The following is a 26,766-nucleotide window of genomic DNA, read 5'->3' as shown; positions in this document are numbered from 1 at the left end:
CCCAAGTCCCCCAGCCTGTTCCTCCAGAAGGAGAGCCGCACCATGAACGCTCGCGCATGTCATGATCATGTCACCATGAAGGCCGCCGCCCTGCTCGGCTGCACCGCCCTCGTCCTCACCCTCACCGGCCCCGTCGCCCAGGCCGCCGCTCCGGCCCGCGACCTCGGCCGGCAGACCCTCGCCGCCGGTGACGGCTGGGGGTCCGACGCGGGTGGCACGACCGGCGGTTCGGCCGCCACCGCCGACCACGTCTACACCGTCACCACCTGGGCGCAGTTCAAGGCCGCGCTGCAGGACGGCGGCAGCGCACCCAAGATCATCAAGGTCAAGGGCATGATCGACGCGGTGTCCGAGGGCTGTGAGGCCTTCGTCGCCGGGGGATACGACCTCCAGCAGTACCTCAAGGACTACGACCCGGCGGTCTGGGGCAACGACAAGGTCGCCAGCGGTCCGCAGGAGGACGCGCGGGTCGCGTCCGCCGCCAACCAGGACACGGAGATCAAGGCCAACATCCCGAGCAACACCACCATCGTCGGCGTCGGCAAGAACTCCGGCATCCTCGGCGGCAGCCTCCAGATCAAGGCCGTCTCGAACGTCATCCTGCGCAACCTCACCATCGAGGCGCCCCTCGACTGCTTCCCGAAGTGGGACCCGACCGACGACAACAACACCGGCAACTGGAACTCCGAGTACGACGCCGTGGTCGTGTACGGCACCGACCACGTATGGATCGACCACAACACGCTCACCGACGGCCGCTACCCCGACAGCGAGCGGCCGAGCTACTTCGGCAAGGTCTTCCAGCAGCACGACGGGCTCACCGACATCGTGCGCGGCGCCAACTACGTCACCATGTCCTGGAACTCCTTCAAGGACCACGACAAGAACATGCTGATCGGGAACAGCGACAGCACCGCCACCACGGACGCGGGCAAGCTCAAGGTCACCATGCACCACAACCGGTTCGACGGGATCCTGCAGCGCTCTCCGCGCGTGCGCTTCGGACAGGTCGACGTCTACAACAACAGCTACGTGGTGACCGAGGCGCAGAAGTCCGACTACTACATCTTCGGTGTCGGCATCTCCTCGCAGCTGTACGCCAGCGACAACGCCATCTCGCTGCCGGCCGGCGCCAGTGTCGGCAAGGTGCTGAAGAAGTGGAAGGAGTCGCCGCTCACCGCCGAGAACAACTACGTCAACGGCAGGCTGACCGACCTGATCGCCGTCCACAACGCCGAGATCCCCGCCGAGACACTCCAGTCGGGCGCCGGCTGGACGCCCACCCTCCGCACGAAGGTCGACTCCCCGCGTTCGGTGCCGTCCATCGTCAACCGCGGTGCGGGCGCCGGCAAGGTCTGCTGATCATGGCTGCCCCCCAACTCCCTTTGAGTAGACGTTCGTTCGTCGTCGCGAGCACCGGGGCCGCACTGGCCCTGGGGCTCGCGGCCCCCGCCCGCGCGACCGGCCGGACCCGCTTCGGCCGCTACGGCTCCCCGTCCCGTCGGCTGACCGAGCAGACCCTGTACGTCGACGCGGCCGGCACCGGCGACTTCACCTCCGTCCAGGCCGCGGTGACCGCCGTGAGCGGCACCGGATTCACGCTGGTCGTCGCACCGGGCGTCTACCGCGAGACCGTCGCCGTCACGGCCACCCGTACGGAACTGACCCTGATCGGCGCCTCGGAGAACCCCCGCGACGTCGTCATCGTCCACGACAACGCGGCCGGCACCCCGAAGCCCGGCGGCGGCACCTACGGCACCACCGGCTCCGCCACCACTCTCGTGCAGGCCGCCGGTTTCACGGCCCGCTGGATCACCTTCGCCAACGACTGGCTGCGCGCCGACCACCCGGACATCGCGGGGACCCAGGCCGTCGCCATCAAGGTGCAGGGCGACCGCTCGGCCTTCCACCACTGCCGGTTCCTCGGCCACCAGGACACCCTGTACGCCGACTCGATGAGCCGTGAGGCGTACGCCCGGCAGTACTTCGCGCACTGCTACGTCGAAGGGGACGTCGACTTCGTCTTCGGCCGGGCCACCGCCGTGTACGAGCGCTGCCACTTCCGCACCCTCGACCGCACCGACCTCGCCGGGACCCCCTACGGCTTCGTCCTGGCGCCCTCCACCGTGGGCACCAATCCGCGGGGCTACCTGGTCACCGACAGCCGTGTCACCAGCGAAGCCCCGGCCGCCGCCTACAAGTTGGCCCGTCCATGGGTGCCCAGCTCCGACACCACCGCCCGCCCGATGCTCACCGTCCGGGACACCCACCTCGGCCCCGGCATCGACGCGGTCGCGCCCTACACCAACATGTCGGACACCTATCCGTGGCAGAGCCAGCGGTTCGCCGAGTACCGGAACACGGGCCCGGGAGCCAGGATCCTCGTTGCCGAGAACCGCCCCCAACTCACGGCCACCGAAGCCGAGTCGGCGACCCGCGAGGCCTACCTCGGCGACTGGACACCGTGGCGCGGACGGTGGTGCTGAGATGCGCCGACGCACCCTGCTCACCGGGTTCGCCGGCGGCCTGATCGCCGCCGGCGCGGTTCCGGCGTTCGCTTCCGCCGACCGCCGGGTCCTGCACGTCCGTCCCGGCGGTTCCGTCCAGGCAGCCGTGGACGCGGTGGTCGCGACGGGCGGCACCGGCCGGACGATCGTCGTGCACCCGGGGACGTACCGCGAAGTCGTCGACATCCCCGCCCAGGCAGCCGAGTTGACGATCCGCGGCGCCACCCGCGACCCGCGCGAGACCGTCATCGTGTACGACAATGCCAACGGCACGCAGAAACCCGACGGTTCGGGCACCTACGGCACCGCCGGCTCCGCCACCTTCACCTCGGCGGCGCCCGGCCTGACCGTACGCGACCTGACCCTCGCCAACGACTGGCTGCGCGCCGACCACCCCGAGATCACGGGGACGCAGGCCGTGGCGGCCTATGTCACGGGTGACCGTTCGCAGTTCAAGCGTGTCAGGTTCCTCGCCCACCAGGACACCCTGTTCGCGGACACGACGGCGCTGAGCGCCTTCGACCGGCACTACTACCGCGACTGCTACATCGAGGGAGACGTCGACTTCGTCTTCGGACGGGCACGGGCCGTCTTCGAACGCTGCCACTTCCACACCCTCGACCGGGATGTCGCCTTCAAGCCCGAGGGCATGGTCTTCGCACCCGCCACGGCCCGTGCCAACCCGTACGGCTTCCTGGCCGTGCGCGGACTGGTGACCTCGGGCGCGGAGGACGGCGCGTACAAGATCGCCCGTCCCTGGGTGCCCTCGTACGAGACAACCGCCTGGCCCTCGTTGGTCGTCCGGGACACCTGGCTCGGCCCGGGCATCGACGCCGTCACCCCGTACACCAACATGCGTGACGCCTATCCGTGGCAGACCATGCGCTTTTGCGAGTACGGCAACTCCGGTCCCGGCGCGGCGATCCCGGTACCGGAGAACCGGCCGCAGCTCACCGCGGCGGAGGCCGGCGAGCACACGCGGCGGACGTATCTCGGCGACTGGTGCCCGTATGAACGGCAGTGATCCGGCGGTGGGGCGGCGGGCGTTCGTCGTGGGGGCGGGGGCGGCGTTGATCAACGGGGCCGCCGCCCAACCCGGCCACGCGGCAACGGACTTCGGCACGGCCGTCGTCGACGGGCCCCTGCCAGGTTTCCATCCGGTGCTCAAGGACGAGCTGGACTTCCCGCTCGCCTGGGGCCGGTCCGGTGTCCGGGACTTCCGGTCCTGGCGTCGGATCGCCCGCGCCAAGGTGGAGGAAACGCTCCTCGTCGAGCCGGACGGCGACGAGACCCCGTACCGACCGGAGTTCAGTGAAAGCGCCGAAACCCCCACCTACACAAGGGAGTTGGTGACCCTCGCCCTCACCCGGTACGAACCCGTGCGCGGTGCGCTGCTCACCCCGCACGGCCCCGGCCCCTTCCCCGCCGTACTGCTGCTCCACGACCACGGGGCGAGGTTCGACATCGGGAAGGAGAAACTCGTCCGGCCCTGGTACGACGACACCCGGCTCGCCTCCGCGCAGGCCTGGGCCGACCGGTACTTCAGCGGACGGTTCGTCGGCGACGAGCTGGCCCGGCGCGGTTACGTCGTGCTGGCCCTCGACGCGCTCGGCTGGGCCGACCGCGGCCCGATCGCCTACGACCAGCAGCAGGCCCTCGCCAGCAACCTGTACAACCTCGGTTCGTCCCTCGCCGGACTCATGGCCCGCGAGGACGTACGCGCCGCCCGCTTCCTCGCCGGGCTCGACCGAGTGGACCGGCGCCGGGTCGCGGCTGTCGGGTTCTCCATGGGCGCCTACCGCGCCTGGCAGACCGCCGCGCTCAGCGACGACATCGCCGCCGCGGTCAGTGTCTGCTGGATGACCGGGCTGAAGGAAATGATGGTCCCCGGCAACAACACCCTGCGCGGCCAGTCCAGTTACTACATGCTCCACCCCGGGCTGGCCCGCCATCTCGACTTCCCCGACGTGGCGAGCATCGCCGCACCCAGGCCGATGCTGTTCTTCCACGGCGCCCAGGATCCGCTGTTCCCGGCGGAGGGCGTACGCGTGGCCCACGAGAAGCTGCGCGCCGTCTGGCGCTCACGCCGCGCCGGGGAGCGGCTGCACACCAGGATCTGGCCCGACCTCGGCCATGTGTTCACCGCACCCATGCAGGACGACGTCTTCTCATGGCTGGACACCGTCCTGTAACCCCCCCGATGCCCGCCCCCGACCGCTTTCCCAACCCCCCACCGCCTCCCCACACCCGTCCCCGTTACGACGAAAGGACCCGCACGTCATGCGTCGTATTACTCGTGTCAACAACACCCTGACCGCTCTCGCGGTAGCCACCGCCGGTGCAGGCCTCGCGGTACTCCCCACCCCCGCCCAGGCCGCGACCGTGGTCGTCTCCACCTCCGCCCAGCTGAGCAGCGCGCTGTCCAGCGCCACCGCCGGCACCGTCATCCAGGTGCGCGCCGGAACGTACTACCCGACGGCCACCCTCCAGTCGACGGCCAACGGCACGTCCGCCAGCCGTATCTACCTCCAGCCTTACGGCTCGGAGACGGTCAAGATCGACGGGTCGAACCTGCCCGACGGTGACTGGATCTTCAAGCTGACCGCCGACTACTGGACCGTCTCCAACATCACCTTCCAGAACTCGCCGGACAGCGCGGTCGTCTGCCAGTCCTGCGCCTCGACGGTGTGGAGCAACATCAAGACCATCAACGGCGGCGACTCCGGCTTCACGCTCACCGGCGACAACACCACCAACAACACGGTCAAGAACCTCGACTCGTACGGCCACTACGACCCCGCCAACCACGGCGAGAACGCCGACGGGATCGCCGTGAAGTTCGGCTCCGGCACCGGCAACCTCATCACCGGCGCCCGCCTCTACAACAACTCGGACGACGGGCTGGACTTCTGGTCCTTCTCCTCGCCGGTCACCGTCGAGCACACCTGGTCGATGGGCAACGGCAAGAACCGCTGGTCCGACTCGGCGTTCGCGGGCGACGGCAACGGCTACAAGCTGGGCGGCGACGGCGAGACCGTGGCCCATGTCATCAACAACTCGGCCGCCTGGGACAACGCGGGCAACGGCTTCACCGAGAACAGCAACAAGGGCGCCATCGTCATCAACCGCACCACCGCCTACGCCAACGCCAAGTGGGGCTACTACTTCGCCACCGGAGCAGCCAGGCTCGGTAAGAACCTGGCCGTCAGCAACAGCTCCGGGTCGGTGAGCAAGGGCTCGTCGGTCGTCTCGTCCGGCAACAACTGGGACTCGGGGATCTCGACCCCGTCCTTCGTGTCCACGAACGCGTCGACCACGTTCAACTCCCGTGCCTCGGACGGGACGTTGCCCGCGACCACGTTCCTTACGACGGGCAGCAGCACGATCGGGTCGACGATGAACTGACCGCCCGCCGGGAGAACCGCGCGATGAACCGAGGGGTGCGGTGCCGTCACCGCACCCCTCGCTGCTCAATGGCCGGTTTCCGACCTCTATGGACTTGATATAGATCAGGCAAAAGGTCTGGCAACCAGCAGGGTGACGCGCGTAGAAACCTGTCATGCATAAGCCACCCCGTTTCGCGACGATCGCCGTCGCCTGTGCCGTCGCCGGTGTCGCCCTGTACGGCACCGGCGCGGCCACCGCCGGCCAGTCCACGGCCAACTCCACCCACGAGCCCCACAACATCGGGCTCCTGGTCCAGGAGATCGACACCTACTACGGCACCACTGCCGACAGCGCCGGCGTGTACCAGGCCTCCGCCACCAGCCCGTACGCCAAGGATCTGGCGCGTATCGAGGCCGGGGCGAAGAAGGACATCGACAAGGCGGCGCGCAAGGCGCTGCACAAGGGCAAGAAGCCCGCTGTCGTCTTCGACATCGACGACACGCTGCTGCTCTCCCTCGACTACGAGAAGAAGACCAACTACACCTACAACTCGGCCACTTGGGCCGAGTACGTGGCGAAGGCCGACCGTCCGGCCGTCTTCGGCACGCCCGAACTGGTCGCTTACGCCAAGGCCAAGGGCGTCGAGGTGTTCTACAACTCCGGGTTGAAGGAGTCGCAGCGCGCCGCGGCCGTCGCGAACCTGAGGAAGGTCGGCGCCGACATCAACCTCGACGCCGCCCACATGTTCCTCAAGGACGCGGCCAACCCGCCCGCCTACCTGAGCGCCTGTGCCACCGCCGCCGCCTGGACCTGCACGACCGTGCAGTACAAGTCCGGCACCCGCAAGCACATCGAGAACGACCTCGGGTACGAGGTCATCGCCAACTTCGGCGACCAGTACTCGGACCTCGACGGCGGCTACGCCGACAAGACGTACAAGTTCCCGAACCCGACGTACTTCGTGAGCTGAGCCGTCACCGGTTTCGTACGGGCCTGATCGACTCCAGGGTCGGTACGACCGGCAGGATCGTCCCGTCGGACGCGAACCGCATCCGGTCGATGGTGGTCTCCCGGTGCATGCCGTCACCGCCCGCCTTCCCGGGGCCGTTCAGGGCGAACCGGTGGTACACCATGTACCAGTCGTCGGTGCCGGGCACGTTCACCACCGAGTGGTGGCCGGTGGCCCTGATGCCGTACTCGGGACGCTTGGACAGGATCGTCCCCCGCTTGGTCCACGGGCCGAGCGGGGACGGTCCGGTCGCGTAGGCGACGTGGTAGTCCTCGCTGCGGGTGTCGTCCTCGGACCACATGAAGTAGTACGTCCCCTGCCGCTTCACCACGAAGGAACCCTCCCGGAAGTTGTCCGGGGTGATGTCCTGCACCTTCGCCGCGTCGAACGACACCATGTCGTCGTTCAGCGGCACGACGTAACCGTGCCCGTTGCCCCAGTAGAGGTACGCCTGACCGTCGTCGTCCGTGAAGACGGCCGGGTCGATCATCTGGCCGCTCAACTGCCCTTTCGCCACCAGGGGTTTGCCGAGTGCGTCCTTGAACGGGCCTGCCGGGGAGTCGGCCACCGCCACCCCGATCGCCTGCTCTGCGCAGAAGTAGAAGTAGTACTTGCCGTTCCTCTCGGCGATCGCCGGAGCCCAGGCGTTCTTGTCCGCCCAGGACACATCCGGGCCGAGGTCGAGGATCACGCCGTGGTCGGTCCAGTGGACCAGGTCCTTCGACGAGAACGCCTTGAACCTGGTGCCGCTCCAGCCCTGGAAGCCGTCGGTGGTCGGGTATATCCAGTAACGGCCGTCCAGGTACTGGATGTCGGGGTCGGCGTACAGCCCCGGCAGAACAGGGCTGTGGGTGGGCACGGCCTCGACCGTCCAGGTGCGGCGCGTTCCGTCCGCCCCCGTCACCGTGTACTTCTGCGGTTTGCGGAAGTCGCGCCGCGTACCGGACGCGGGGCTGACCTTCGCGCCCTCGCCGACCCACAACTTCGGTGCCAGTTCGGCCAGTTCGGCGTCCGGCCGCATCGGCAGCACGACCTTGGCGGCGGCCTCGGTCACCACCGCGTACCCCTTCTGCCCACTGGCCGTGGCGTCCACGACGGACGTCGAGGACTGCGGGTAGGCGGCCAGCAGCCGGTCGTACTCCGCCCGGGTCACCGGCATCACCGTGCCGTGGCGGGGGCTGGTGGGCAGCTGGTAGTTCGCGGACATCGTCCACCTGCCCGAGTCGAGATCGGTGGTCTCGAAGGGGACGTAACCCCGACCGCCGTACTCGTCGATGAACAGGTACCACTTGTTCTCGGTGTTGGACTTGAAGACCGTCGGTCCCTCGCCCCGGTCGATGGACCCGCTGCCGACACAGTCCGAGACGAAGTCGTACGAGGTGTCCGTCAGCGAGGTCGACTTCTCCGCCGTGATGAACTTCGAGCAGGGGCTGGAGGAGGTGGGGTCCCGCTCGTCCTTCGTGTAGCGGTAGTAAGTCCCCTTGTGCTCCACGACGGTCGAGTCGATCACCGAGTAGCCAGGGTCGTCCCAGACCTTCGGCTCGCTGAAGGTGCGGAAGTCCTTCGTCGTCGCGTACATCATCTTGTTGTACGTCGAGCCGGTGTGCTCGGGGTCGTCGTCGGCGTACAGCTTCGATGCCCAGAAGACGACGTACGAGCCGAGCTCGCTGTCGTAGTACGCCTCCGGTGCCCAGGTGTTGCCGGCCGAGTCGGGGGAGACCTTCACCAGTCGCTGGTCGGTCCAGTGGACGAGGTCGGTCGACTCCCAGACCATGATCGACTTACTGCCGTGGCGCTGGACGTAGTCCCAACTGCCGCTGCTGTTGCGGTACATGCGCAGATCGGTCGCGATCATGTAGAACTTGTCGCCCTTGGGGGAGCGGATCACGAACGGGTCGCGCAGGCCCTTCTCGCCGGTGGTGGAGGTGAGGACCGGCTTGCCCGCGTTCAACTCCCGCCAGTGCAGGGGGTCGTTGCCACGGCTGAGGGCGTACCGGATCTGCTCTCCGTCGGCGGTGCCCTCGCCGGTGAAGTAGGCGAAGAGGTAACCGGCGTACTTCTGTGCCGACTTGGGCTCGGGCTGCTGCTCGTGCTTCTGCTGGGTCACGGGTGGGGCTCCAGAGGCGGCGGGGCTGGGCGGGGCGGCGAGCAGGGCGAGAAGGAGGGCCGCCAGGGGGATGAGGGGGAGCAGGAAGGTGCGGGCGAGGTGGGGGCGCATGACACATCCTGTGGAAGTCTGATGGTTTCTGTTGAGTGATCGTCCTCGGAATCTCACCAGCAGTGGGACAGCGCGTCAATCGGTGCGGACGAGACTGATGGGACCGAAACTTTCGACTGCCCTTCGTACGGACCGCACGGCAACCCTTTTCGGCCGGGCGGCGACAAGACAGCGGAGCCGGGCTGCGGTCTCACCTCATCGGGGCCGCAGCCCGGCTTGCCTCTGAGGAGGAGAGACACAGTCCAGCCCCGAGGAAAGGAACGCCCGTGCGCATCGGCACCGGCCGTCACCGCAGGAACCGCACCCTCTCCATCGCCGCCGCGGTGGCCCTCTCCTCGGGTGCGGGCGGCGTCTACCTGGGCCTCTCGCCCGACGGGGCGAGCGCTGTCGGCACCACGGTCACCGTCTCCAGCACCGCCGAGCTGGAATCCGCGGTGAGGAAAGCGGTGGCCGGCAGTGTCATCCAGGTGCGCGCCGGCACGTACTACCCGACGGCCACCCTCAAGTCGACCGCGAACGGCACGAGTTCGGCGCGGATCACGCTCCAGGCGTACGGCGGCGAGAAGGTGAGGATCGACGGCTCCGAACTGCCCGCCGGGTCCTGGCTGGCAGGCATCTACGGTGACTACTGGACGGTCCAGAACCTCACCTTCCAGAACTCACCGGCCCAGGGCTTCGTCGTCACCTCGTCGGTCGGCGGGATCTTCAGGAACCTCGTCACCGCGAGCAACGGCGACTCCGGCTTCACGCTCCGAGGCGACGGCACCAGCGGTAACCTCGTGGAGAACCTGGACAGTTACCTCAACTACGACCCCGCGGCCCATGGCCAGAACGCCGACGGCCTCGCCATCAAGTTCGGCTCCGGCACCGGAAACAGGATCACCGGAGCGCGCCTCTACGACAACGCGGACGACGGGCTCGACCTCTGGCAGTTTTCCACCGCCGTCACCATCGAGCACAGCTGGGCCTTCGGCAACGGCAAAAACCGCTGGAAGGACTCCGCGTTCGAGGGCAACGGCAACGGCTTCAAGCTGGGCGGCGGGGGTGCCTCGGTCGCGCATGTCGTCAACAACAACGCGGCCTGGGACAACAATCTGCACGGGTTCACGGAGAACTCCAACACCGGCGCGATCCTGCTCAACCGCAACACCGCCTACGCCAACGCCCGGACGGGCTTCTACTTCGCCACCGGCAAGGCCCGTCTCGCGAGGAACCTCGCGGTGAGCAACAAGGGCGCCCTGTCCAAGCTCGGTTCGTCCACCGTCTCGGCGGCCAACAACTGGGACAGCGGCATCTCGACACCGGCGCTGAAGTCGAAGGACGCGACGACGGCCTACGGTGCCCGTCGGTCGAACGGCTCGCTGCCGGCGACCACGTTCCTGGCGGTGGACTCGACAGCGATCGGGTCGACCATGAACTGACGTACCCCGCAAGGAGAACGAGCCCCCTGCCGGTCGTCACCGGCAGGGGGCTCTCTGACTGGCCGAGGGGGGCTCAGGCCAGCAGATCCAGACAGTCGAACGAGGTGCCCGGGCTGAGGAACGCCGTGCCGCTCGAACCACTGACGATATTGATCTTCAACACGTTGTACTGACTCGTGTCCGTCTTCCACGCACTACTGGGGACGCTGTAATTGATCGTACGGTTGTTCCCTCGATATGAACCAGTAGTGAGGGAGCGCGTCGACGGCTGAGTGGACGCGGAGGGGACGGCCGACACCCAGTCGTTGACCGTGACGCGCGGGCGTCCGCCCGCGAAGGCGTCCGTCACGCCGATGCGCAGGGTGTGCGCGGCGGCGGCCTGGGCCGCGGTCAGCTTGAAGTACACGAGGATGCCGTCGTTGACCGCGCTCCACATGTACGCCGGGAAGGCGGGGGCCTGCGGGCCGCTGCCGATGGTGACGTTCCCCGTCCACTTCGCCGCGCGGTCGTCCGACGGATGCGCGTACGTCATCAGCTTGGCGTTCTTGAACTCGCCGGGCGTGCCGTCCCAGTCTCCGAGCCGCCAGATCGTCTTCGCGGCGGACGGGTCCCCGGTCACGGTGATGCTGTTCAGCGCGGTCGCGCCGCCCGCCTTCACCGTCACCGAAGCGGTGTGCACGGCCAGCTCGCCCTTGTACACGGTCAGCGTGTACTTCCCGGGCAGCATCCCCTTGCAGGAGAAGGCACCGGTGCCGGCAGCGGCCTTCGCCCAGTACTGCGCGTCCGTGTTCGCGAAGCCCACGGTGTACGGGTACTTCGCGTCCATCCCCTTGATGCCGACGCCGGCCACCTTGCCCCGACCGGCCGCCCCCACCCAGCCGGTGATGCCGAGCCCGTCCACCCAGGAGGTGTCGAGGCGGGCGGCGGCGAGGGAGGGCGAGGGGGCGCCGCCGTCGGTGAAGGCGAGGACGTACGGACCCTGCAGACCGAAACGCTCCGGCTCCGTCTGGGCCTCGTTGTAGTGCAGGATCTCGTACAGCCCCGCGCCCTTGTCGTTCGAGTGGCGCAGCAGCGAGCGGTAGAAGGGGCCGCCGGACGCCTTCTCGTGGTTGGAGCGCACGATCCACAGACCGGCCGAACCGGTGGTGAAGCCGATGTGGTCGTAGTCGATGACCCGCTTGCCCGAGTAGTGCTTGGAGTGCGTGGTGCCGTCCGCACGCTTCCAGACGTCCCCGGCCTCGATGATCTTGTCCGAGGCCTCGATCCAGGAGTCCGGTCCCTCGTTCGGGAACATCCCCGGCTTGAGGCGGACCAGGAAGCGGGTGGCCGTGAAGGAGGCGTCCGCCTTGTTCGTCCACAGGTAGATGTTGTTCTGGCCGCTGCGCGCCGCGTACCACTGGGTGATCGCCCCGTGCGCGACCTTGACCAGGATCGTCGGGCCGGACTGCCTGATCGTGACCGTGGACGCGCCGAGCCCCGACTCGACGTGCGAGTGCCTGCCGCCGTACCCCTCGTACTCCTTGCCCCGGTAGACCAGGGATGTGAGGTCGCCGGTCTTCTTGGCGATCTTGAAGACGAGCGAGGCACCCGTGTTGATCACGAAGTTGGAGCCGTCGTCGGTGTGGCCGAAAGTAGCCGCAGACGCGGACGACAACAGACCGCTGCCGGTCGCCACGGCGGCGCCGGTACCGGCCACTCCCACGGCCGAAGCGGCCAACAACCTGCGGCGACTGAGGTTTCTCTTGTGCGTGCTCACGGCTGCCGGCTCCGTCGTGCTTGAAGGATCACTTACTTGTACGTGATGTCAGATGGCGAGAACTTGCAGGTGGTTCCGTCCGCACCGCTGCCGATCTCGGTGGGTTCCTTGCTCTTGTTGTTGCCCTTGAAGCGCACGCACGGCTTGATCTTCTTCTTGGGGTCGCCGTGGATACGGATCCTGCTCAGCGTCGCCGTGTCGCCGTAGTTCGCGTTCACGCCGACCAGGACCTTGCCCGGTGCGGTCGCGTCGATGTCGCTGATCACGATCGTGCGCTTGAACTGCGTCCTGCAGTTGCCGCACGAGCGCACCAGCTTGCCGAAGTTCTCGACGCGGAAGCCCGTGATGCTGAGCCTGCCGGCCCCGTTGAACTGGAACACCTTGTCGGAGGCGGACCTCGCTCCGCCGCCGATCACCTTGTACACGGCCGTCGACTTCTTGCCCTTGAAACTGGCCGCGTCCTCGCCGACGTCCAGCCACCACACGTTCTGCAGCGTGCAGGAGCCGGTGCAGTGGACGCCGTCCGCGCCCGGAGTGCCGATGATCACGTTCTTCAGGACCGCGCCGTCCTTCAGCTCGAAGATCGGGTCCTGGCCTTCCTCCTGGCTGCCGTTGTCCAGCGCGCCGCTGCCGAAGAACTTCTTCAGCTTGCCGTCGTACGTGCCGGACACCGTGATCTTCGAGGACACGGCCTTGCTGCCCTTGGCCGTCGGCCAGGTGGTGGCGGCACCGGCGGAGGACAGGAGCGTCGTCGTCAGGACCGCCGCCCCGGTGAGCCCGAGAGCGGCGGTGCCGGCGATCACGGCCCGCCGTCCGGTGACCCGACGGCGGTGGCGGACGCGCTGTTCGACTCGTGCAGTCATGGACCGTGTTCCTTGGTGGCGAGGAGATGCGTGCGTCTCCTGGTCGCCACCCGCGCGGAAAGGGTTGCCGAGTCTGCCGGATTTCTTTACGAGCTGCCGCTACCGCTTCACGAATCGCCCTCGTCGGACTTGTCGTTACCGTCCTGGCCTGCGAAGTCGCCCTTCACGGCAAGCTGTTCGCCCGCCGCTTCGGCCGTCACCGTGTACGTGTCGTCCTTCGCGTCCCGGCCGCCGCGCGTGTGGTCGTACTGGCCCGCGAAGACCCACTCGCCCGGCCAGACCGTGCGGCCCTCCTTGAGCACCCAGGTGTAGACCAGGAACCCGTCGTGCTCGGCGACCGTCAGGTCGAAGTCGTCCTCAGGAGCCGACCGCCAGGCGCCCGCCGAAGTGACCCCGCCGGTGTCGGCGACCCTCAACTCGACGGTGAGCGCGGTCAGTTGCTTGGACGTCTTGATGGTGACATTGCTCTGCGCCCAGAAGTCGTTGCTGTGCGGATCGATCGAGCCGTCCGACCACAGGGGCCCGTCCTCGGTGCCCTTCGCGGCCGGAGCCGCCGCCGTGTTCGAGGCCTTCGGTGTCGGGGTGGGCGTAGGCGCCGAACTCGGCTCGTCGTCCTGGGCGTTCCCGCCCGACGGGTCCGGCGCCGGCTGGACCGGTGCCCGGCTGGTCGCGTCCGGCGACGGGGTCGGCAACGGCGCGACCGAGACGGTCGGATCGGCCGGGGTCTCGTCGCTCTTCACCACGGAGGCCAGCGCGTACCCGCCCATCGCGAGCATCCCGGAGACGGCGGCGGTGGCACCCGCGACCCGAGCCCAGGCCAGCAGCGGCGCACGCGTCGCCCGGCGCCGGGTGCGCTTCTCCTCGGGACCGGCGGCCATGCCACGCTCGACCCGCGCGAGGATGCGCGCGCGGTCGGGCTCGTACGCCTCGGCTGCTTCGCGCAGCCCGGCGCGCAGCTCGTCGTGCGGCGTCCTCATCGGTTCGTCCCTCCCGCTCCGCCGGTGGTGCGCACAGGAGTACGCACTCGAAGCGGGGCCTCGTCGGTGCCAAGGAGCCGCTGCAGTTCGGCCATTCCCTTGGAAGTCTGGCTCTTAACCGTACCGACAGTAACTCCCAGGGCGAGAGCCGTGTCCTTCTCCGAGAGGTCGAAGGCGTGCCGGAGCACCACACACGCCCGCTTGCGGAACGGCAGTCTGCGCAAGGCTTCCTGGACGTCGATCACGCCGGGTATGTCGGGATTCTCGGTCTTCTCTTCCCGCTGCGACCAGAACAGGGTGATCCTGCGGCGCTCCCGGACCGCGCTGCGGATACGGGTCTTGGCCAGATTGGCGACCACACCGCGCGCGTACGCCACCGGGTGGTCGGCGGCCCGCACCCGGTCCCAGCGGTGCCACAGTGCGAGCAGTGCGTCCGCCGCCAGATCGTCGGCGGCGTCGGCCTCACCTGTCAGCAGGTGGGCCAGGCGCGCGAGTTCGGCGTAGTGCCGCTCGAAGAAGGCATGGAACTCCACGGAGGCTGCGTCGTCGACGACAGTGCCCACGGGCGACCTCTCCCCCTTAGTTTCACGAGTTTTCCCAGGCCGGCGGCGGCTGCCGGTCGAAACCGGGCGTCTGCGTACACGGCCGCTGTGGTGCGCCGGTGAAGGGACGGTGATCGTTTGGCGCGAGAGCCGAGAGAGTATCAGGGATGCGTACGACCCTTCGATGGTCGTACGACAGGTCGATCCTGATTCCGTAACACGGAGAAAACCTGAGAACGGTTCAACACAGGAACAATCCAGCCAGCATCCGCACACAGATCAATCAGGCAACGAGGAGTAACCCCCATGTCCGAACCACAGAAGGTGGCCGGCCGATCCGGCGTCGCGCCCCCGGCGGCGAACAGCGTCGACGGCTTCTTCAAGATCTCCGAGCGGGGATCCACCTTCGCCCGTGAAGTACGCGGCGGCTTCGCCACGTTCTTCACGATGGCCTACATCCTTGTCCTGAATCCCATCATCCTGGGCAGCGCCAAGGACAAGTTCGGTCACCAGCTCGACAGCGTCCAGCTCGTCACCGCCACCGCTCTGGTGGCCGCGGTGATGACGATCATCATGGGCGTCGGCGGCAACCTCCCGCTCGCCCTCGCCGCGGGCCTCGGCCTCAACGCGGTGGTCGCCTTCCAGATCGCCCCGCTGATGAGCTGGGACGACGCGATGGGTCTGGTCGTCCTGGAGGGCCTGCTGATCTGCGTCCTTGTGCTGACAGGCCTCAGAGAAGCGATCATGCACGCCATCCCCGGGCCGCTCAAGGCGGCGATCGGGGTGGGCATCGGTCTGTTCATCGCCTTCATCGGCTTCGTCGACGCCGGCTTCGTCACCCGTATCCCGGACGTCGCGAGCACCACGGTCCCGGTGCAGCTCGGCGGCACGGGAACGCTCAGCGGCTGGCCCGTCCTGGTCTTCTGTCTCGGCGTCCTGCTGACCATCGGTCTGATCGCGCGCAAGGTGAAGGGCGCGATCCTGATCAGCATCGTCACGATGACGCTCCTCGCGCTCATCATCAACTCGGTCGCCGACATCAAGAGCTGGGGCCTGACCACACCGGCCTGGCCCGACAAGATCACGGACAGCCCTGACTTCGGACTGATCGGCCACTTCAGCCTGTTCGGCGCGTTCGGCGAGACCACGGTGATCACCGTGGTCCTGCTGATCTTCACCCTGATCCTGTCGGACTTCTTCGACACCATGGGCACGGTCGTCGGCATCACCGCCGAGGCCGGCCTCCTGGACGAGGAGGGCAAGGTCCCCAACCTGGGCCGCGTGCTGCTCATCGACGGCGCGGCGGCGGTGGCGGGCGGCGCGAGCTCCTCGTCCTCGGCGACCTCGTACATCGAGTCGGCGGCGGGCGTCGGCGAGGGCGCGCGCACCGGCTTCGCCAACCTGATCACCGGCGGTCTGTTCGCCTGCGCGCTCTTCTTCACGCCGGTCCTGACGATCGTCCCGATGCAGGCCGCCGCCCCCGCCCTGGTCGCGGTGGGCTTCCTGATGATGACCCAGGTCAAGCACATCGACTGGGACAAGTACGAGGTCGCCATCCCCGCGTTCCTGACGATCGCCGTGATGCCGTTCACGTACTCCATCACCAACGGCATCGGCGCCGGCTTCCTGGCCTACGTCCTCATCAAGACGGTCCTCGGCAAGGCCAAGGAGGTCCACTGGCTCCTGTGGGGCACGAGCGCCCTGTTCCTGATCTACTTCGCGATCGATCCCCTTCAGCAGCTCTTCGGTACGAAGTAGACAGGGGGCGGGGTCCCCGCGCCTGCTTGCAGGGGCGCGGGGAACTGCGCGACCAGCCACGACGGCGCAGCGGCCGAAGAACTCACCCAGCCAGCGCAGCCTGCATCATCGCCTTGGCAACAGGAGCCGCCAGCCCATTCCCACTCACCTCGGACCGAGCCGCCCCCGACTGTTCGACCAGCACAGTCACGGCAACCTCCTTCCCGTTGGAGTCGGACTTCGCATAAGACGTGAACCAGGCATAAGGCGTCTGGCTGTTGTTCTCTCCATGCTGAGCCGTACCCGTCTTGCCCCCCACCGTCGCCCCGGCCACCTGCGCGTTCGTCCCCGTACCGTCGGAGACGACCGTCTGCATGGCGGACTGCAACTGCTCGGCCGTCCGCGAGCTGACGATCTCCTTCGTCGACGCCTCGTTGTCGTAGTCCTCCAGGACGTCCCCGTCGGAGTTCGTGACCTGGGACACCATGTGCGGCGAGACCAGCTTGCCGCCGTCGGCTATCGCGGCGGACACCATGGCCATCTGCAACGGCGTCGCCGTGACATCGAACTGCCCGATCCCCGTCAGCGCGGTCTCCGACTTCTCCATGTCCGAGGGGTACACGCTCGGGTACGCCCGCACCGGCACGTCCTGCTTCTCGTCGTTGAAGCCGAACTTCTCCGCCATCGCCCTGACCTTGTCCTGCCCGAGGTCGACGGCCATCTTCCCGAACACGTTGTTGCAGGAGTACTGGAGCGCGACCCGGATCGTGGCGTTCTCACAGGGCGCGTTGGGGTTCTCGTTCGTCAGCTCGCGGGTCGTACCCGGCAGTGGGTACGGGTCAGGGCTGTCCGTACGGTCGTCCACCGACCCGTACAGTCCGTCCTCCAGGGCCGCCGCCGCGACCACCAGCTTGAACGTCGAACCGGGCGGCAGCGGCTGCCGTATCGCCCGGTTGACCAGCGGTTTGTCGGCGTCCTCGTTGAGCTTGGTCCAGGTGTCGCCGTCACTCGCGCCGGTGATCGTCGACGGGTCGTACGACGGAGTGGACACCATGGCGAGGATCCTGCCGGTCTTCGGGTCGATGGCGACGGCCGCGCCCTTCTTGTCCCCGAGCGCCGCGTACGCGGCCTTCTGCACGTCCGGGTCGATCGTCGTGATCACGTTCCCCGGGGCCGCGTGCTCCTTGGTGACCGTGTCCATGATGGTCGTGAGTCTGCTGTCCGAGCCGTCGAGCACGTCCTTGTAGATGCCCTCCAACTGCGTCGGCGTGAACAGGGGCGTGCTGTATCCGGTCACGGCGGCGTAGAGCTTCCCGTCCGTGTACGTCCGCTGGTACTTCAGATCTCCGCTGTTCGTCTCCTTCGAGCCGGTGACCGACTCACCGGCCACGATGATGTTCCCGAGCGGGTTCGCGTACAACGCGATCGCGTTCCGCCGGTTCTTGCTGTCGTCCGCGAGCGCCTGACCGTCGTAGAACTGCACCCATGTCGCCCTGACCAGCAGAGAGAGCACGAGCAGCAGCGAGAAGACGGAGGCGCGCCTGATCGTCTTGTTCATCCCGTCTGAAGACGACCGGCGCCGGACGGAGCGTTCCCCTCCGCCTGATTTCTCATGGCACATTCAGGAAACCCGGGAGGCTGTAAGGGGCACCTGCGCCGTCGTGCGACGGTCAGGCCTCCAGCGTCAGCACGACCTCGTCGATCTCCGTGCCGCGCGCCTGCGCGTATCCCCGGTCGTGCCCGGTGACGCGGAAACCGCACTTCTCCAGGACCCGCAGCGAGCCCGCGTTGTCGGCGGCCGCACGCGCGTGCAGCGGGCGCTCCGTGACCTCGGCGACGAGCGCGCGCAGGGCGGCCGTCGCGATGCCGCGGCCCCAGTAGGCGCGGTCGATCCAGTACGTCACCTCGCGCTCGCCCGGCTCGCCGTACACCGCCGCGCTGCCCACCACGTCACCGTCGACGAGGACCGTGCGGTTCAGCACGCCCGGCGCGGCGCGGATCCGCTCCCAGTGGGCGTCGAAGGCGTCCCGGTCGGTCGGGTCCTTCGCCGTGAACGCGGCCATCCACAGGGATTCCGGGTCGTTGGTCTGCCGGAAGAAGACCGGCAGGTCACTGTCGTGGACCTCACGGAGCTCGACGTCCGTGGATGCCGTGTACCTCATCGCTCAGAGCCTCCTGGTGGCCAGTGTGAGCCGGTCCCGCGCGTCGAACAGGGCGTCCTTGACCATCTGTTCGTGGGCCGGGGTGAGCCGTGCGACGGGCACCGAGCAGCTGATCGCGTCCCGCGCGGGGGTGCGGTAGGGGATCGCCACGCCGAAACAGCGCAGCCCCAGCGTGTTCTCCTCGCGGTCCACCGCGAAGCCCTGTTCGCGCACCACGTGCAGCTCCTCGATGAGCTTCTCCCGGTCGGTGATGGTGTGCTCGGTCAGCGCGGGAAGCGTCTCCGGGAGCAGTTTGCGGACCTGCTCGTCGGTGTGGGTGGCCAGCAGCGCCTTGCCGAGGGAGGTCGAGTGGGCGGGCAGCCGCCGGCCGACCCGGGTGAAGGGGCGCAGGTAGTGCTGCGACTGGCGGGTGGCGAGATAGACGACGTTCGTGCCGTCGAGCCGGGCCAGGTGGATGGTCTCCGTCGTGTCGTCGGAGAGCCGGTCGAGGGTCGGGCGGGCCACCGCGACCACCTCGTCGCCGTCGATGTACGAGGTGCCGACCAGCAGGGCCCGTACGCCGATGCCGTACCGCGTGCCGGTGGCGTCCGTCTCGACCCACCCGAGGTCGACAAGGGTGCGCAGGAGCATGTAAAGACTGGACTTGGGATAACCGACAGCCTCCTGGACCACTGCCAGGGAGTGCATGCCGGGACGTCCGGCGAAGTATTCCAGCAGTTCAACGGTCCGTACCGCGGACTTGACCTGCGCCCCGCCGCCTGTCTCGGCTGCCGACATCGCCCTTGACCCCTTAGTTCGACGGGAAATAGTCTCCAACAGCATATTCATCATCAGAGACGCTGTTCAGCATATCGAACGCCCCTGGTGGATGACGCAGGAAATTCGCACCACAAATGGCAACACAATCTGGAGGGACCCCCGGTGGCAGCAGCACCAGTCTGGAGTGTCGACCCCCGTACCGGGAAGCAGCGGGAGCAGGTCGCGGTCGAGGCCACGGCCCAGGAGGTGGACTCCACCGTCCGCGCGGCGCACGCCGCCCGCCCGGCCCTGGTGGACCGCACGGTCCGCGCGGCCTTCCTGCGCAGCGCCGCCGAGCAGCTCGAAGCGGCCAAGGAGCAGCTCGTCGAGGCGGCCGACGCGGAGACCGCGCTCGGCCCGGTCCGGCTCACCGGCGAACTCGCCCGCACCTGCTACCAGCTGCGGGCCTTCGCTGACATCGTCGACGAGGGCGACTACCTCGACGTCGTCATCAACCACCCCGACGACACCGCGACCCCGCCGATCCCGGATCTGCGGCGCTACAAGATTCCGCTGGGTGTCGTGGCCGTCTACTCGGCCTCCAACTTCCCCTTCGCCTTCTCCGTCCCCGGCGGCGACACCGCGAGCGCGCTCGCGGCCGGCTGCCCGGTGGTCGTCAAGGCCCACCCGGACCACCCGGGCCTGTCCGAGCTGGTCGCGGCCGTCCTGCGCCGGGCCGCGGCCCTGCACGACATCCCCGAGGGCGTCGTCGGCCTGCTCCACGGCTTCGAGGCGGGCGTCGAGCTGGTCAAGCACCCGCTCGTCGCGGCGGCCGGTTTCACCGGTTCCGTACGAGGCGGCCGTGCCCTCTTCGACGCGGCGGCGGCCCGTCCGGTCCCGATCCCGTTCCACGGCGAGCTGGGCTCGCTGAACCCCGTGGTGATCACGGAGGCGGCGGCCAACGAGCGCGCCGAGGCGATCGGTACGGGGCTCGCGGGCTCCATGACGCTGGGTGTCGGCCAGTTCTGCGTGAAGCCCGGCCTGGTGCTGGCGCCTGCCGGAGCCGCGGGCGACCGTCTGCTGAAGTCCCTGACGGACGCGGTCAGCGACACCGCGTCCGGTGTCCTCCTGGACCACCGGATGCGCGACAACTTCGTCGCCGGGGTCGCCGAGCGCGCCGAGCTGCCCGAGGTCGAGTCCCCGGTGACGCCGGGCGCGGGCGGCGACCACACGGTCAGCGCGGGGTTCCTCACGGTGGCGGCGGACAAGCTGGCCGTGGAAGGGGCGTACGACCTGCTCCTCGAAGAGTGCTTCGGGCCGGTCACCGTGGTGGCCCGCTACGCGGACGACGCCGAGGCGAACGCGGTTCTCGCGCGGCTGCCGGGAAACCTGACGGCGACGGTCCACCTCTCGGCGGAGGAAGCCGCGGGGGAGGGGCGTGGGGCGGACATCCTGGCCGAGCTGACTCCGCTGGCCGGGCGTGTGCTGGTGAACGCGTGGCCGACCGGGGTCGCTGTGGCCGCGGCCCAGCAGCACGGCGGGCCGTACCCGGCCACGACGTCCACGTCGACTTCGGTCGGCGGGACGGCCATTGAGCGGTGGCTGCGGCCGGTGGCCTATCAGAACACGCCTGTCGCGCTGCTGCCGGTGGAGCTGCGGGACGAGAACGTGCTGGGACTGCCTCGGCGCTTCAACGGCCAACTGGAGCGCTGACGCCGTTGGGGCGCGGTGGATTTCGCGGCTGCGGGCCTGTTGTGGCTTGTCGCGCGGTTCCCCGCGCCCCCATCGGGGCGCCCGTCCGTACCTGCGATAATCAGGCAATGGACCTGGAGCTTTCCCCGCTGCCCTTTCCCCTCCGCACTTATGGGCCCGATGGGCACTGGTCCTTCGAGGACGGGGTGCTCACCGGGTGGGCCGGGCCCCGGCAGGACCGGTTCGTCCCGCCCACCGGGGAGGCGTTGGACCCCGCCGCCGACGCGCCGCGTCTGCTGGGCGCCCCGGAGGGGGAGTTCCAGCTGATCGCCCGTGTGACCGTCGGGTTCGGAGCGGCCTTCGACGCCGGGGTGCTCTACGTCCATGTCGGCGAGCGGGCCTGGGCCAAGCTCTGTCTGGAGTACTCCCCGGATGTGCCCACCGTCTGCACGGTGGTCACCCGGGGACACTCCGACGACGCCAACTCCTTCACCGTGGAAGGCAGTTCGGTCTGGCTCCGGATCAGCCGCACCGGCCGGGCCTTCGCCTTCCACGCCTCGCGGGACGGCAAGAAGTGGACCTTCGTCCGCCTGTTCACCCTGGGCGACGAGGAGGAGGCCGACGCGGCCCTGGTCGGCTTCATGACCCAGTCGCCGATGGGGGAGGGGTGCGTGGTGACGTACGACCACATCGAGTTCCTGCCGGAGTGGCCGAAGGACCTGCGGGACGGCAGCTGAGCGCTGCACTGGGCTTGAGCCGCGCGCCATCTGGGGTATCGGGTCACGTTGTCGGGCGGGTGCGGGCCCTGTGGGGCTGGTCACGCAGTTCCCCGCGCCCCTGGGTGGGCACAGGGAACCCTGGACGACCCTGCTGGCCGTATGCGGAACGGCCGGTCCGAGCCAGGCTCCCCGCCTCGGCATCGACCCACTCACCACCCGTAGGCGCTGCGCGAGCCCTCACTGAGCCGCCCATGCGTCGCAGCTCCGGGAATGATCCACGCTGCTTGAACGTTCATCCACCCAGCGGAGGGAGTCTCCGCATCCGTACCCGTACGACCTGGAGAGCCGAAGACATGCGCGTCGAGATCTGGAGCGACATCGCCTGCCCCTGGTGCTACGTCGGCAAGGCCCGTTTCGAGAAGGCGTTGGACGCCTTCCCGCACCGGGACGGCGTCGAGGTGGTGCACCGGTCGTTCGAGCTGGACCCGGGGCGTGCCAAGGGCGACATCCAGCCCGTCCTCAAGATGCTCACCAAGAAGTACGGCATGAGCGAGGCGCAGGCGCAGGCCGGGGAGGAGAACCTGGGGGCGCAGGCCGCCGCCGAGGGGCTCGCGTACCGCACCCGGGACCGTGACCACGGCAACACCTTCGACATGCACCGGCTGCTCCACCTCGCGAAGGACAAGGGACGGCAGGACGAGCTGATCCAGCTCTTCTACCAGGCGAACTTCGCCGAGGAGCAGTCCGTCTTCGGCGACGACGAGCGGCTCGTGGAGCTGGCCGTCGCCGCCGGTCTCGACGCCGACGAGGTCCGGGGCGTGCTCGCCGACTCGGACGCGTACGCCGACGCGGTGCGCGCCGACGAGCGTGAGGCGGCCGAACTGGGCGCCAACGGCGTGCCGTTCTTCGTCCTCGACCGGAAGTACGGCGTCTCCGGCGCCCAGCCCGTCGAGGCCTTCACCCAGGCGCTCACCCAGGCGTGGGGCGAGCGACCCGCTCCCCTCAAGATCGTCCAGGCGGAGGGCGACGGCGCCGAGGTATGCGGGCCCGACGGGTGTGCGGTACCCCAGCAGTAACGCCGGGAGGAAAAGCCGCAGGTCAGGGCTTATGTATAAGCAGTCCTTCGCGGTGCCGTGCAGAATTCGGCAATGGACGAGGGGATCTTCGGGCCCCAGAGTGGTCCCATGGAGACCTTCGAGAACCTCCGGAACCTCGTCCGTGCCGAGTTCGCTCCGAAGAACACTTATCTGAACACCGCTAGCACCGGGCTCCTCCCGGCCCGTGCCGTGGCCGCCATGCGCGACGCCGTGCAGTCCGTGGCCGACGGCCGGCCGCAGGACATGTTCGCCGACGTGGAAGCCTCGCGCGCCGCCTTCGCGCGGCTCGTCGGGGTCTCCGACCGCAGGGTCGCGGCCGGGGCCTCCGTCGCCGTCTACAGCGCGCTGATCGCCGCCTCGCTGCCCGCCGGCGCCGAAGTCCTCACCGCCGAGGACGACTTCACCTCCGTCCTCAACCCGTTCCACGTACGCGGGGATCTGAAGGTACGGACCGTGCCGCTGGAGCGGATCCCCGAGTCCGTCCGGCCCGGCACCGCCCTTGTCGCCGTCAGCGCGGCCCAGTCCGCCGACGGACGCGTCGTCGACCTGGCCGCGCTGCGCGAGGCCGCCGGCGAGCACGGGGCACGTACCTATGTCGACGCCTCCCAGGCCACCGGCTGGCTGCCGATCGACGCGGACGCCTACGACTTCGTCTCCTCCGTCGCTTTCAAGTGGCTCGTCTGCCCACGAGGTGTGGTCTTCTTCGTCGTACCCGAGGACCTGGGCGGGCTGACGCCCGTGTTCGCGGGCTGGGTCGCGGGGGAGGAGCCCTGGGACAGCTGTTACGGCCCGGTGCGCGAACTCGCCCACTCCGCCCGGCGGTTCGACGAAAGCCCGAGCCTGTTCTCCTACGCGGGAGCCCGCCACTCCCTCGCCCTCATCGAGGAGTTGGGCGTGGACACCGTACGCGCCCATGACCTCGCGCTCGCCGACCGGTTCCGTGCCGGGCTCGACCGGCTGGGGTACCAGCCCATACCCGCGCCCGGCTCGGCCATCGTCTCCGTCCCGCGACTCGGGCACCGGCAGGCCGAGTTGAGCCGGGCCGGGGTCGAGGTCTCCGACCGGGCCGGAAACCTGCGCGCGGCCTTCCACCTGTACAACACCACGTCGGACGTCGACCGAATCCTGGACGTCCTGTCCGGCTGAACCGCTGACGGGGGATCCCCGGAACCCGACGCGCCGCCGGTGACCTTCGCGGTCACCGGCGGCGCGTCGGGTGCCGGTCACCGCACCGGCGTGAAGTCCCGCGCCCCGATGAACTCCGGCCTGCGCACCGGGGCCGCGAACGGCTCCACCGCCTGGTTCTCCACGCTGTTGAAGACGATGAAGACGTTGCTGCGCGGGTACGGCGTGATGTTGTCGCCGGAACCGTGCATGCAGTTGCAGTCGAACCAGGTGGCCGAACCCGCCCCGCCCGTGAACAACCTGATGCCGTGCTCGTCGGCGAGCGAGGTCAGCGCCTCGTCGGACGGGGTGCCCGCGTCCTGCATCTGGAGCGACTTCTTGTAGTTGTCGTCGGGCGTCGCCCCCGCACAGCCGAGGAACGTGCGGTGCGAGCCCGGCATGATCATGAGGCCGCCGTTGGTGTCGAGGTTCTCGGTCAGCGCGATCGAGACGGACACCGTCCGCATGTTCGGCAGGCCGTCCTCCGCGTGCCAGGTCTCGAAGTCGGAGTGCCAGTAGAAGCCGCCCGCCCCGAACCCCGGCTTGACGTTGATCCGCGACTGGTGGACGTACACGTCGGAGCCGAGGAGCTGCCGGGCCCGCCCGACGACCCGCTCGTCCCGTACGAGCTGGGCGAATATCTCGCTGATCCGGTGCACCTCGAAGACGGACCGGATCTCCTTCGACTTCGGCTCGATGATCGACCGCTCGTCGGCCCGCACCGCCGGATCGGTGACCAGCCGCTCCAACTCGGCCCGGTAGAGCGCGACTTCGTCGTCCTCGAGGAGTCGGTCGAGGGCCCGGAAGCCATCACGTTCGTACGCCATGAGGTCGGCCGCGGTGAACGGTCCGGGCGTGTCCGGCGCGCCCCAGAGGACCGGGTCCTGCCGCGGGACGGACACCTCGGCGGAGCCACGGGTGGGGTAGAGGTCGGTGAGAGTGGACGTGGTGGACGTGGGTGACATGGGTGTCAGACCTCCTCGGGGTCGAAGTCGGGGTCGGGTTCCGTCAGCAGGGGATAGACGCCGTTCTCGTCGTGGTCCTCGCGGCCGGTCACGGGCGGGTTGAAGACGCACAGACAGCGGAAGTCCTCCTTGATCCGCATCGTGTGCCGCTCGTGCCCGTCGAGGAGGTACATGGTGCCGGGGGTGATCGTGTAGGTCCGCCCGGTCTCGTCGTCGGTCAGCAGGGCCTCGCCCTCGACGCACACGACGGCCTCGACATGGTTCGCGTACCACATCGACGTCTTCGTGCCCGCGTACAGAACCGTCTCGTGGAGCGAGAAGCCGACCCGCTCCTTGGCGAGGACGATGCGTTTGCTCTCCCAGGTACCGGACGCCGCCCTCACATGCCGGTCGGTGCCTTCGATGTCCTTGAACGAACGGACGATCACAGCGCTCAACAACCCCTTTCCAGATGGTTCGGACGTGCAGAAGTGCATAAGGGCAGACAGCTGTTCAGACGGTCGCGGTGGTCTCGGCGGTCTCGCGTACGGCGCGGGCGACGATCCGCAGGCCCTCGTCCAGTTCCTCGGGCGTGATGGTGAGCGCCGGCAGCAGCTTCACGACCTCGCTCTCCGGGCCGGACGTCTCGATGAGCAGGCCGAGTTCGAAGGCTCGCTGCGCCACTCGCCCGGCGCGTGCCTTCTCGTGGAACTCCAGGCCCCACACCAGCCCCCGGCCCCGGTACTCCTTGACGTCGGCGAGGTTCTCCTCGGTGATCGAGATCAGCGACTCCTCGACCTGCTCGCCACGGGCGCGTGTCTGCTTCTCCATGGCGGAACCGTCGGACCAGTACGTCTCCAGCGCGGCGGCGGCCGTCACGAACGCCGGGTTGTTGCCGCGGAACGTGCCGTTGTGCTCGCCCGGCTCCCAGATGTCCAGCTCGGGCCTGAACAGGCAGAGGGACATGGGGAGTCCGTACCCGCTGATGGACTTCGACACGGTGACGATGTCGGGTACGACACCCGCCTCCTCGAAGGAGAAGAAGGCGCCGGTGCGCCCGCAGCCCATCTGGATGTCGTCGACGATCAGCAGCATGTCCTGCCGTACGCACAGGTCGGCCAGCGCCCGCAGCCATTCAGGGCGCGCCACGTTGATGCCGCCCTCGCCCTGCACGGTCTCCACGATCACGGCGGCCGGCTTGTTGAGGCCGGAGCCCTGGTCCTCCAACAGCCGCTCGAACCACAGGAAGTCGGGGACGGTCCCCTCGAAGTAGTTGTCGAACGGCATCGGCGTGCCGTGCACCAGCGGAACGCCCGCGCCGGCCCGCTTGAAGGCGTTGCCGGTCACGGCGAGCGACCCGAGGGACATACCGTGGAAGGCGTTGGTGAAGGACACGATGGCCTCCCGCCCCTTCACCTTCCGCGCCAGTTTCAGCGCCGCCTCGACGGCGTTGGTGCCCGTCGGGCCCGGGAACATGACCTTGTACGGCAGGTCGCGGGGCCGCAGCACCAGCTCCTGGAAGGACTCCAGGAACGCGCGTTTCGCGGAGGTCGACATGTCGAGCCCGTGGGTGACACCGTCCTGCTCCAGATAGTCGATCAACGCCCGTTTGAGTACGGGGTTGTTGTGGCCGTAGTTGAGTGATCCGGCGCCCGCGAAGAAGTCGAGGTAGGCGTGGCCGTCCTCGTCGTACATACGGCTGCCCTGCGCACGGTCGAACACGGCGGGCCAGCTGCGGCAGTAGCTGCGCACCTCCGACTCGACGGTCTCGAAGACGCTCAGGTCGGGCTGGGTGATGGTCACGGCGGTGAACTCCTTGAGGTGGGGGGTGAG

23 protein-coding genes are annotated in these 26,766 nt (G+C 68.5%); 12 read left to right on the top strand and 11 right to left on the bottom strand.

What is annotated here, in order from left to right; translation table 11 throughout:
• Window positions 1-42: 42 nt before the first annotated feature.
• From OHN74_RS09225 to OHN74_RS09200, 6 genes are all read left to right on the top strand, one after another.
• A complete protein-coding gene (locus OHN74_RS09225; protein ID WP_327694039.1) occupies window positions 43-1,362 on the top strand; it encodes a pectate lyase family protein in 1,320 nt (439 codons plus the stop codon).
• Between the two features lie 2 nt (window positions 1,363-1,364).
• Complete coding sequence (locus tag OHN74_RS09220) at window positions 1,365-2,486, top strand: pectinesterase family protein (protein ID WP_327694038.1); 1,122 nt, start codon at window positions 1,365-1,367, stop codon at window positions 2,484-2,486.
• Window position 2,487: 1 nt separating this feature from the next.
• Window positions 2,488-3,531, top strand: a complete 1,044-nt coding sequence (locus tag OHN74_RS09215) for a pectinesterase family protein (protein ID WP_327694037.1) — start codon at window positions 2,488-2,490, stop codon at window positions 3,529-3,531.
• Window positions 3,518-4,699, top strand: coding sequence for a dienelactone hydrolase family protein (locus OHN74_RS09210; protein ID WP_327694036.1), 1,182 nt, complete (start codon window positions 3,518-3,520; stop codon window positions 4,697-4,699). The genes OHN74_RS09215 and OHN74_RS09210 overlap by 14 nt, the downstream gene beginning before the upstream one ends.
• 88 nt (window positions 4,700-4,787) lie before the next feature.
• Window positions 4,788-5,912, top strand: coding sequence for a right-handed parallel beta-helix repeat-containing protein (locus OHN74_RS09205; protein ID WP_327694035.1), 1,125 nt, complete (start codon window positions 4,788-4,790; stop codon window positions 5,910-5,912).
• A 154-nt stretch (window positions 5,913-6,066) separates the two neighbouring features.
• The gene (locus OHN74_RS09200; RefSeq protein WP_327694034.1) at window positions 6,067-6,864 is read left to right on the top strand and encodes an HAD family acid phosphatase; all 798 of its coding nucleotides are present in this window, start codon (window positions 6,067-6,069) and stop codon (window positions 6,862-6,864) included.
• A gap of 4 nt (window positions 6,865-6,868) precedes the next feature.
• Here OHN74_RS09200 and OHN74_RS09195 read toward each other — a convergent pair whose 3' ends face one another.
• Window positions 6,869-9,121: a family 43 glycosylhydrolase gene (locus tag OHN74_RS09195; protein WP_327694033.1), complete on the bottom strand. Its 2,253-nt coding sequence runs from the start codon at window positions 9,119-9,121 to the stop codon at window positions 6,869-6,871.
• 266 nt (window positions 9,122-9,387) lie between these two features.
• On the opposite strand from OHN74_RS09195, the gene OHN74_RS09190 reads away from it, so the two are divergent.
• A complete protein-coding gene (locus tag OHN74_RS09190) occupies window positions 9,388-10,542 on the top strand; it encodes a right-handed parallel beta-helix repeat-containing protein (RefSeq protein WP_327694032.1) in 1,155 nt (384 codons plus the stop codon).
• A 73-nt stretch (window positions 10,543-10,615) separates the two neighbouring features.
• Here the strand turns inward: OHN74_RS09190 and OHN74_RS09185 are convergent, their stop codons facing one another.
• From OHN74_RS09185 to OHN74_RS09170, 4 genes are all read right to left on the bottom strand, one after another.
• A complete protein-coding gene (locus tag OHN74_RS09185; protein WP_327694031.1) occupies window positions 10,616-12,298 on the bottom strand; it encodes a rhamnogalacturonan lyase B N-terminal domain-containing protein in 1,683 nt (560 codons plus the stop codon).
• A gap of 32 nt (window positions 12,299-12,330) precedes the next feature.
• Complete coding sequence (locus tag OHN74_RS09180; RefSeq protein ID WP_327694030.1) at window positions 12,331-13,161, bottom strand: pectate lyase; 831 nt, start codon at window positions 13,159-13,161, stop codon at window positions 12,331-12,333.
• Window positions 13,162-13,268: 107 nt separating this feature from the next.
• The gene (locus OHN74_RS09175; RefSeq protein ID WP_327694029.1) at window positions 13,269-14,138 is read right to left on the bottom strand and encodes a hypothetical protein; all 870 of its coding nucleotides are present in this window, start codon (window positions 14,136-14,138) and stop codon (window positions 13,269-13,271) included.
• The gene (locus OHN74_RS09170; RefSeq protein WP_327694028.1) at window positions 14,135-14,701 is read right to left on the bottom strand and encodes a SigE family RNA polymerase sigma factor; all 567 of its coding nucleotides are present in this window, start codon (window positions 14,699-14,701) and stop codon (window positions 14,135-14,137) included. The genes OHN74_RS09175 and OHN74_RS09170 overlap by 4 nt, the downstream gene beginning before the upstream one ends.
• Before the next feature lie 285 nt (window positions 14,702-14,986).
• Here OHN74_RS09170 and OHN74_RS09165 point away from each other — a divergent pair, with 285 nt between their 5' ends.
• Window positions 14,987-16,438, top strand: coding sequence for an NCS2 family permease (locus OHN74_RS09165; RefSeq protein WP_327694027.1), 1,452 nt, complete (start codon window positions 14,987-14,989; stop codon window positions 16,436-16,438).
• 82 nt (window positions 16,439-16,520) lie between these two features.
• Here OHN74_RS09165 and OHN74_RS09160 read toward each other — a convergent pair whose 3' ends face one another.
• From OHN74_RS09160 to OHN74_RS09150, 3 genes are all read right to left on the bottom strand, one after another.
• The gene (locus tag OHN74_RS09160; RefSeq protein WP_327694026.1) at window positions 16,521-17,975 is read right to left on the bottom strand and encodes a peptidoglycan D,D-transpeptidase FtsI family protein; all 1,455 of its coding nucleotides are present in this window, start codon (window positions 17,973-17,975) and stop codon (window positions 16,521-16,523) included.
• Window positions 17,976-18,087: 112 nt separating this feature from the next.
• Entirely contained in the window at window positions 18,088-18,579 is a 492-nt protein-coding gene (locus tag OHN74_RS09155; RefSeq protein ID WP_327694025.1) for a GNAT family N-acetyltransferase, read from the bottom strand.
• A gap of 3 nt (window positions 18,580-18,582) precedes the next feature.
• Window positions 18,583-19,356 (bottom strand): IclR family transcriptional regulator, encoded by a 774-nt coding sequence (locus OHN74_RS09150; RefSeq protein ID WP_327694024.1) that lies wholly within the window; start codon window positions 19,354-19,356, stop codon window positions 18,583-18,585.
• Window positions 19,357-19,500: 144 nt separating this feature from the next.
• On the opposite strand from OHN74_RS09150, the gene OHN74_RS09145 reads away from it, so the two are divergent.
• The 4 genes from OHN74_RS09145 to OHN74_RS09130 all read left to right on the top strand — a co-directional run bounded on the left by OHN74_RS09145 (window position 19,501) and on the right by OHN74_RS09130 (window position 23,971).
• A complete protein-coding gene (locus OHN74_RS09145) occupies window positions 19,501-21,030 on the top strand; it encodes an aldehyde dehydrogenase (NADP(+)) (protein ID WP_327694023.1) in 1,530 nt (509 codons plus the stop codon).
• Between the two features lie 107 nt (window positions 21,031-21,137).
• Window positions 21,138-21,746 carry a DUF1349 domain-containing protein gene (locus tag OHN74_RS09140; protein ID WP_327694022.1) on the top strand — a complete coding sequence of 203 codons (609 nt, stop codon included), beginning with the start codon at window positions 21,138-21,140 and terminating at the stop codon, window positions 21,744-21,746.
• A gap of 335 nt (window positions 21,747-22,081) precedes the next feature.
• On the top strand, window positions 22,082-22,804 hold the full coding sequence (locus OHN74_RS09135) for a DsbA family oxidoreductase (protein WP_327694021.1): 723 nt from the start codon (window positions 22,082-22,084) through the stop codon (window positions 22,802-22,804).
• A 108-nt stretch (window positions 22,805-22,912) separates the two neighbouring features.
• Entirely contained in the window at window positions 22,913-23,971 is a 1,059-nt protein-coding gene (locus OHN74_RS09130; protein ID WP_327694020.1) for an aminotransferase class V-fold PLP-dependent enzyme, read from the top strand.
• Between the two features lie 77 nt (window positions 23,972-24,048).
• Here the strand turns inward: OHN74_RS09130 and thpD are convergent, their stop codons facing one another.
• From thpD to ectB, 3 genes are all read right to left on the bottom strand, one after another.
• Window positions 24,049-24,954 (bottom strand): ectoine hydroxylase, encoded by a 906-nt coding sequence (gene thpD, locus OHN74_RS09125; RefSeq protein WP_327694019.1) that lies wholly within the window; start codon window positions 24,952-24,954, stop codon window positions 24,049-24,051.
• A 5-nt stretch (window positions 24,955-24,959) separates the two neighbouring features.
• Entirely contained in the window at window positions 24,960-25,382 is a 423-nt protein-coding gene (locus tag OHN74_RS09120) for an ectoine synthase (RefSeq protein ID WP_053740449.1), read from the bottom strand.
• Between the two features lie 64 nt (window positions 25,383-25,446).
• Complete coding sequence (gene ectB, locus OHN74_RS09115) at window positions 25,447-26,736, bottom strand: diaminobutyrate--2-oxoglutarate transaminase (protein ID WP_327694018.1); 1,290 nt, start codon at window positions 26,734-26,736, stop codon at window positions 25,447-25,449.
• Window positions 26,737-26,766: the final 30 nt, after the last annotated feature.

This window comes from Streptomyces sp. NBC_00459 (genome assembly GCF_036013955.1).
Lineage (GTDB): Bacteria > Actinomycetota > Actinomycetes > Streptomycetales > Streptomycetaceae > Streptomyces.
This window is presented reverse-complemented; position numbering and strand designations above follow the sequence as displayed.

Coding starts and splice junctions, on each gene's coding strand:
- OHN74_RS09225 (WP_327694039.1), top strand. CDS start 43: ATGAACGCTCGCGCATGTCATGATCATGTCACCATGAAGGCCGCCGCC.
- OHN74_RS09220 (WP_327694038.1), top strand. CDS start 1,365: ATGGCTGCCCCCCAACTCCCTTTGAGTAGACGTTCGTTCGTCGTCGCG.
- OHN74_RS09215 (WP_327694037.1), top strand. CDS start 2,488: ATGCGCCGACGCACCCTGCTCACCGGGTTCGCCGGCGGCCTGATCGCC.
- OHN74_RS09210 (WP_327694036.1), top strand. CDS start 3,518: ATGAACGGCAGTGATCCGGCGGTGGGGCGGCGGGCGTTCGTCGTGGGG.
- OHN74_RS09205 (WP_327694035.1), top strand. CDS start 4,788: ATGCGTCGTATTACTCGTGTCAACAACACCCTGACCGCTCTCGCGGTA.
- OHN74_RS09200 (WP_327694034.1), top strand. CDS start 6,067: ATGCATAAGCCACCCCGTTTCGCGACGATCGCCGTCGCCTGTGCCGTC.
- OHN74_RS09195 (WP_327694033.1), bottom strand. CDS start 9,121: ATGCGCCCCCACCTCGCCCGCACCTTCCTGCTCCCCCTCATCCCCCTG.
- OHN74_RS09180 (WP_327694030.1), bottom strand. CDS start 13,161: ATGACTGCACGAGTCGAACAGCGCGTCCGCCACCGCCGTCGGGTCACC.
- OHN74_RS09175 (WP_327694029.1), bottom strand. CDS start 14,138: ATGAGGACGCCGCACGACGAGCTGCGCGCCGGGCTGCGCGAAGCAGCC.
- OHN74_RS09165 (WP_327694027.1), top strand. CDS start 14,987: ATGTCCGAACCACAGAAGGTGGCCGGCCGATCCGGCGTCGCGCCCCCG.
- OHN74_RS09160 (WP_327694026.1), bottom strand. CDS start 17,975: ATGAACAAGACGATCAGGCGCGCCTCCGTCTTCTCGCTGCTGCTCGTG.
- OHN74_RS09155 (WP_327694025.1), bottom strand. CDS start 18,579: ATGAGGTACACGGCATCCACGGACGTCGAGCTCCGTGAGGTCCACGAC.
- OHN74_RS09150 (WP_327694024.1), bottom strand. CDS start 19,356: ATGTCGGCAGCCGAGACAGGCGGCGGGGCGCAGGTCAAGTCCGCGGTA.
- OHN74_RS09140 (WP_327694022.1), top strand. CDS start 21,138: ATGGACCTGGAGCTTTCCCCGCTGCCCTTTCCCCTCCGCACTTATGGG.
- OHN74_RS09135 (WP_327694021.1), top strand. CDS start 22,082: ATGCGCGTCGAGATCTGGAGCGACATCGCCTGCCCCTGGTGCTACGTC.
- OHN74_RS09130 (WP_327694020.1), top strand. CDS start 22,913: ATGGAGACCTTCGAGAACCTCCGGAACCTCGTCCGTGCCGAGTTCGCT.
- thpD (WP_327694019.1), bottom strand. CDS start 24,954: ATGTCACCCACGTCCACCACGTCCACTCTCACCGACCTCTACCCCACC.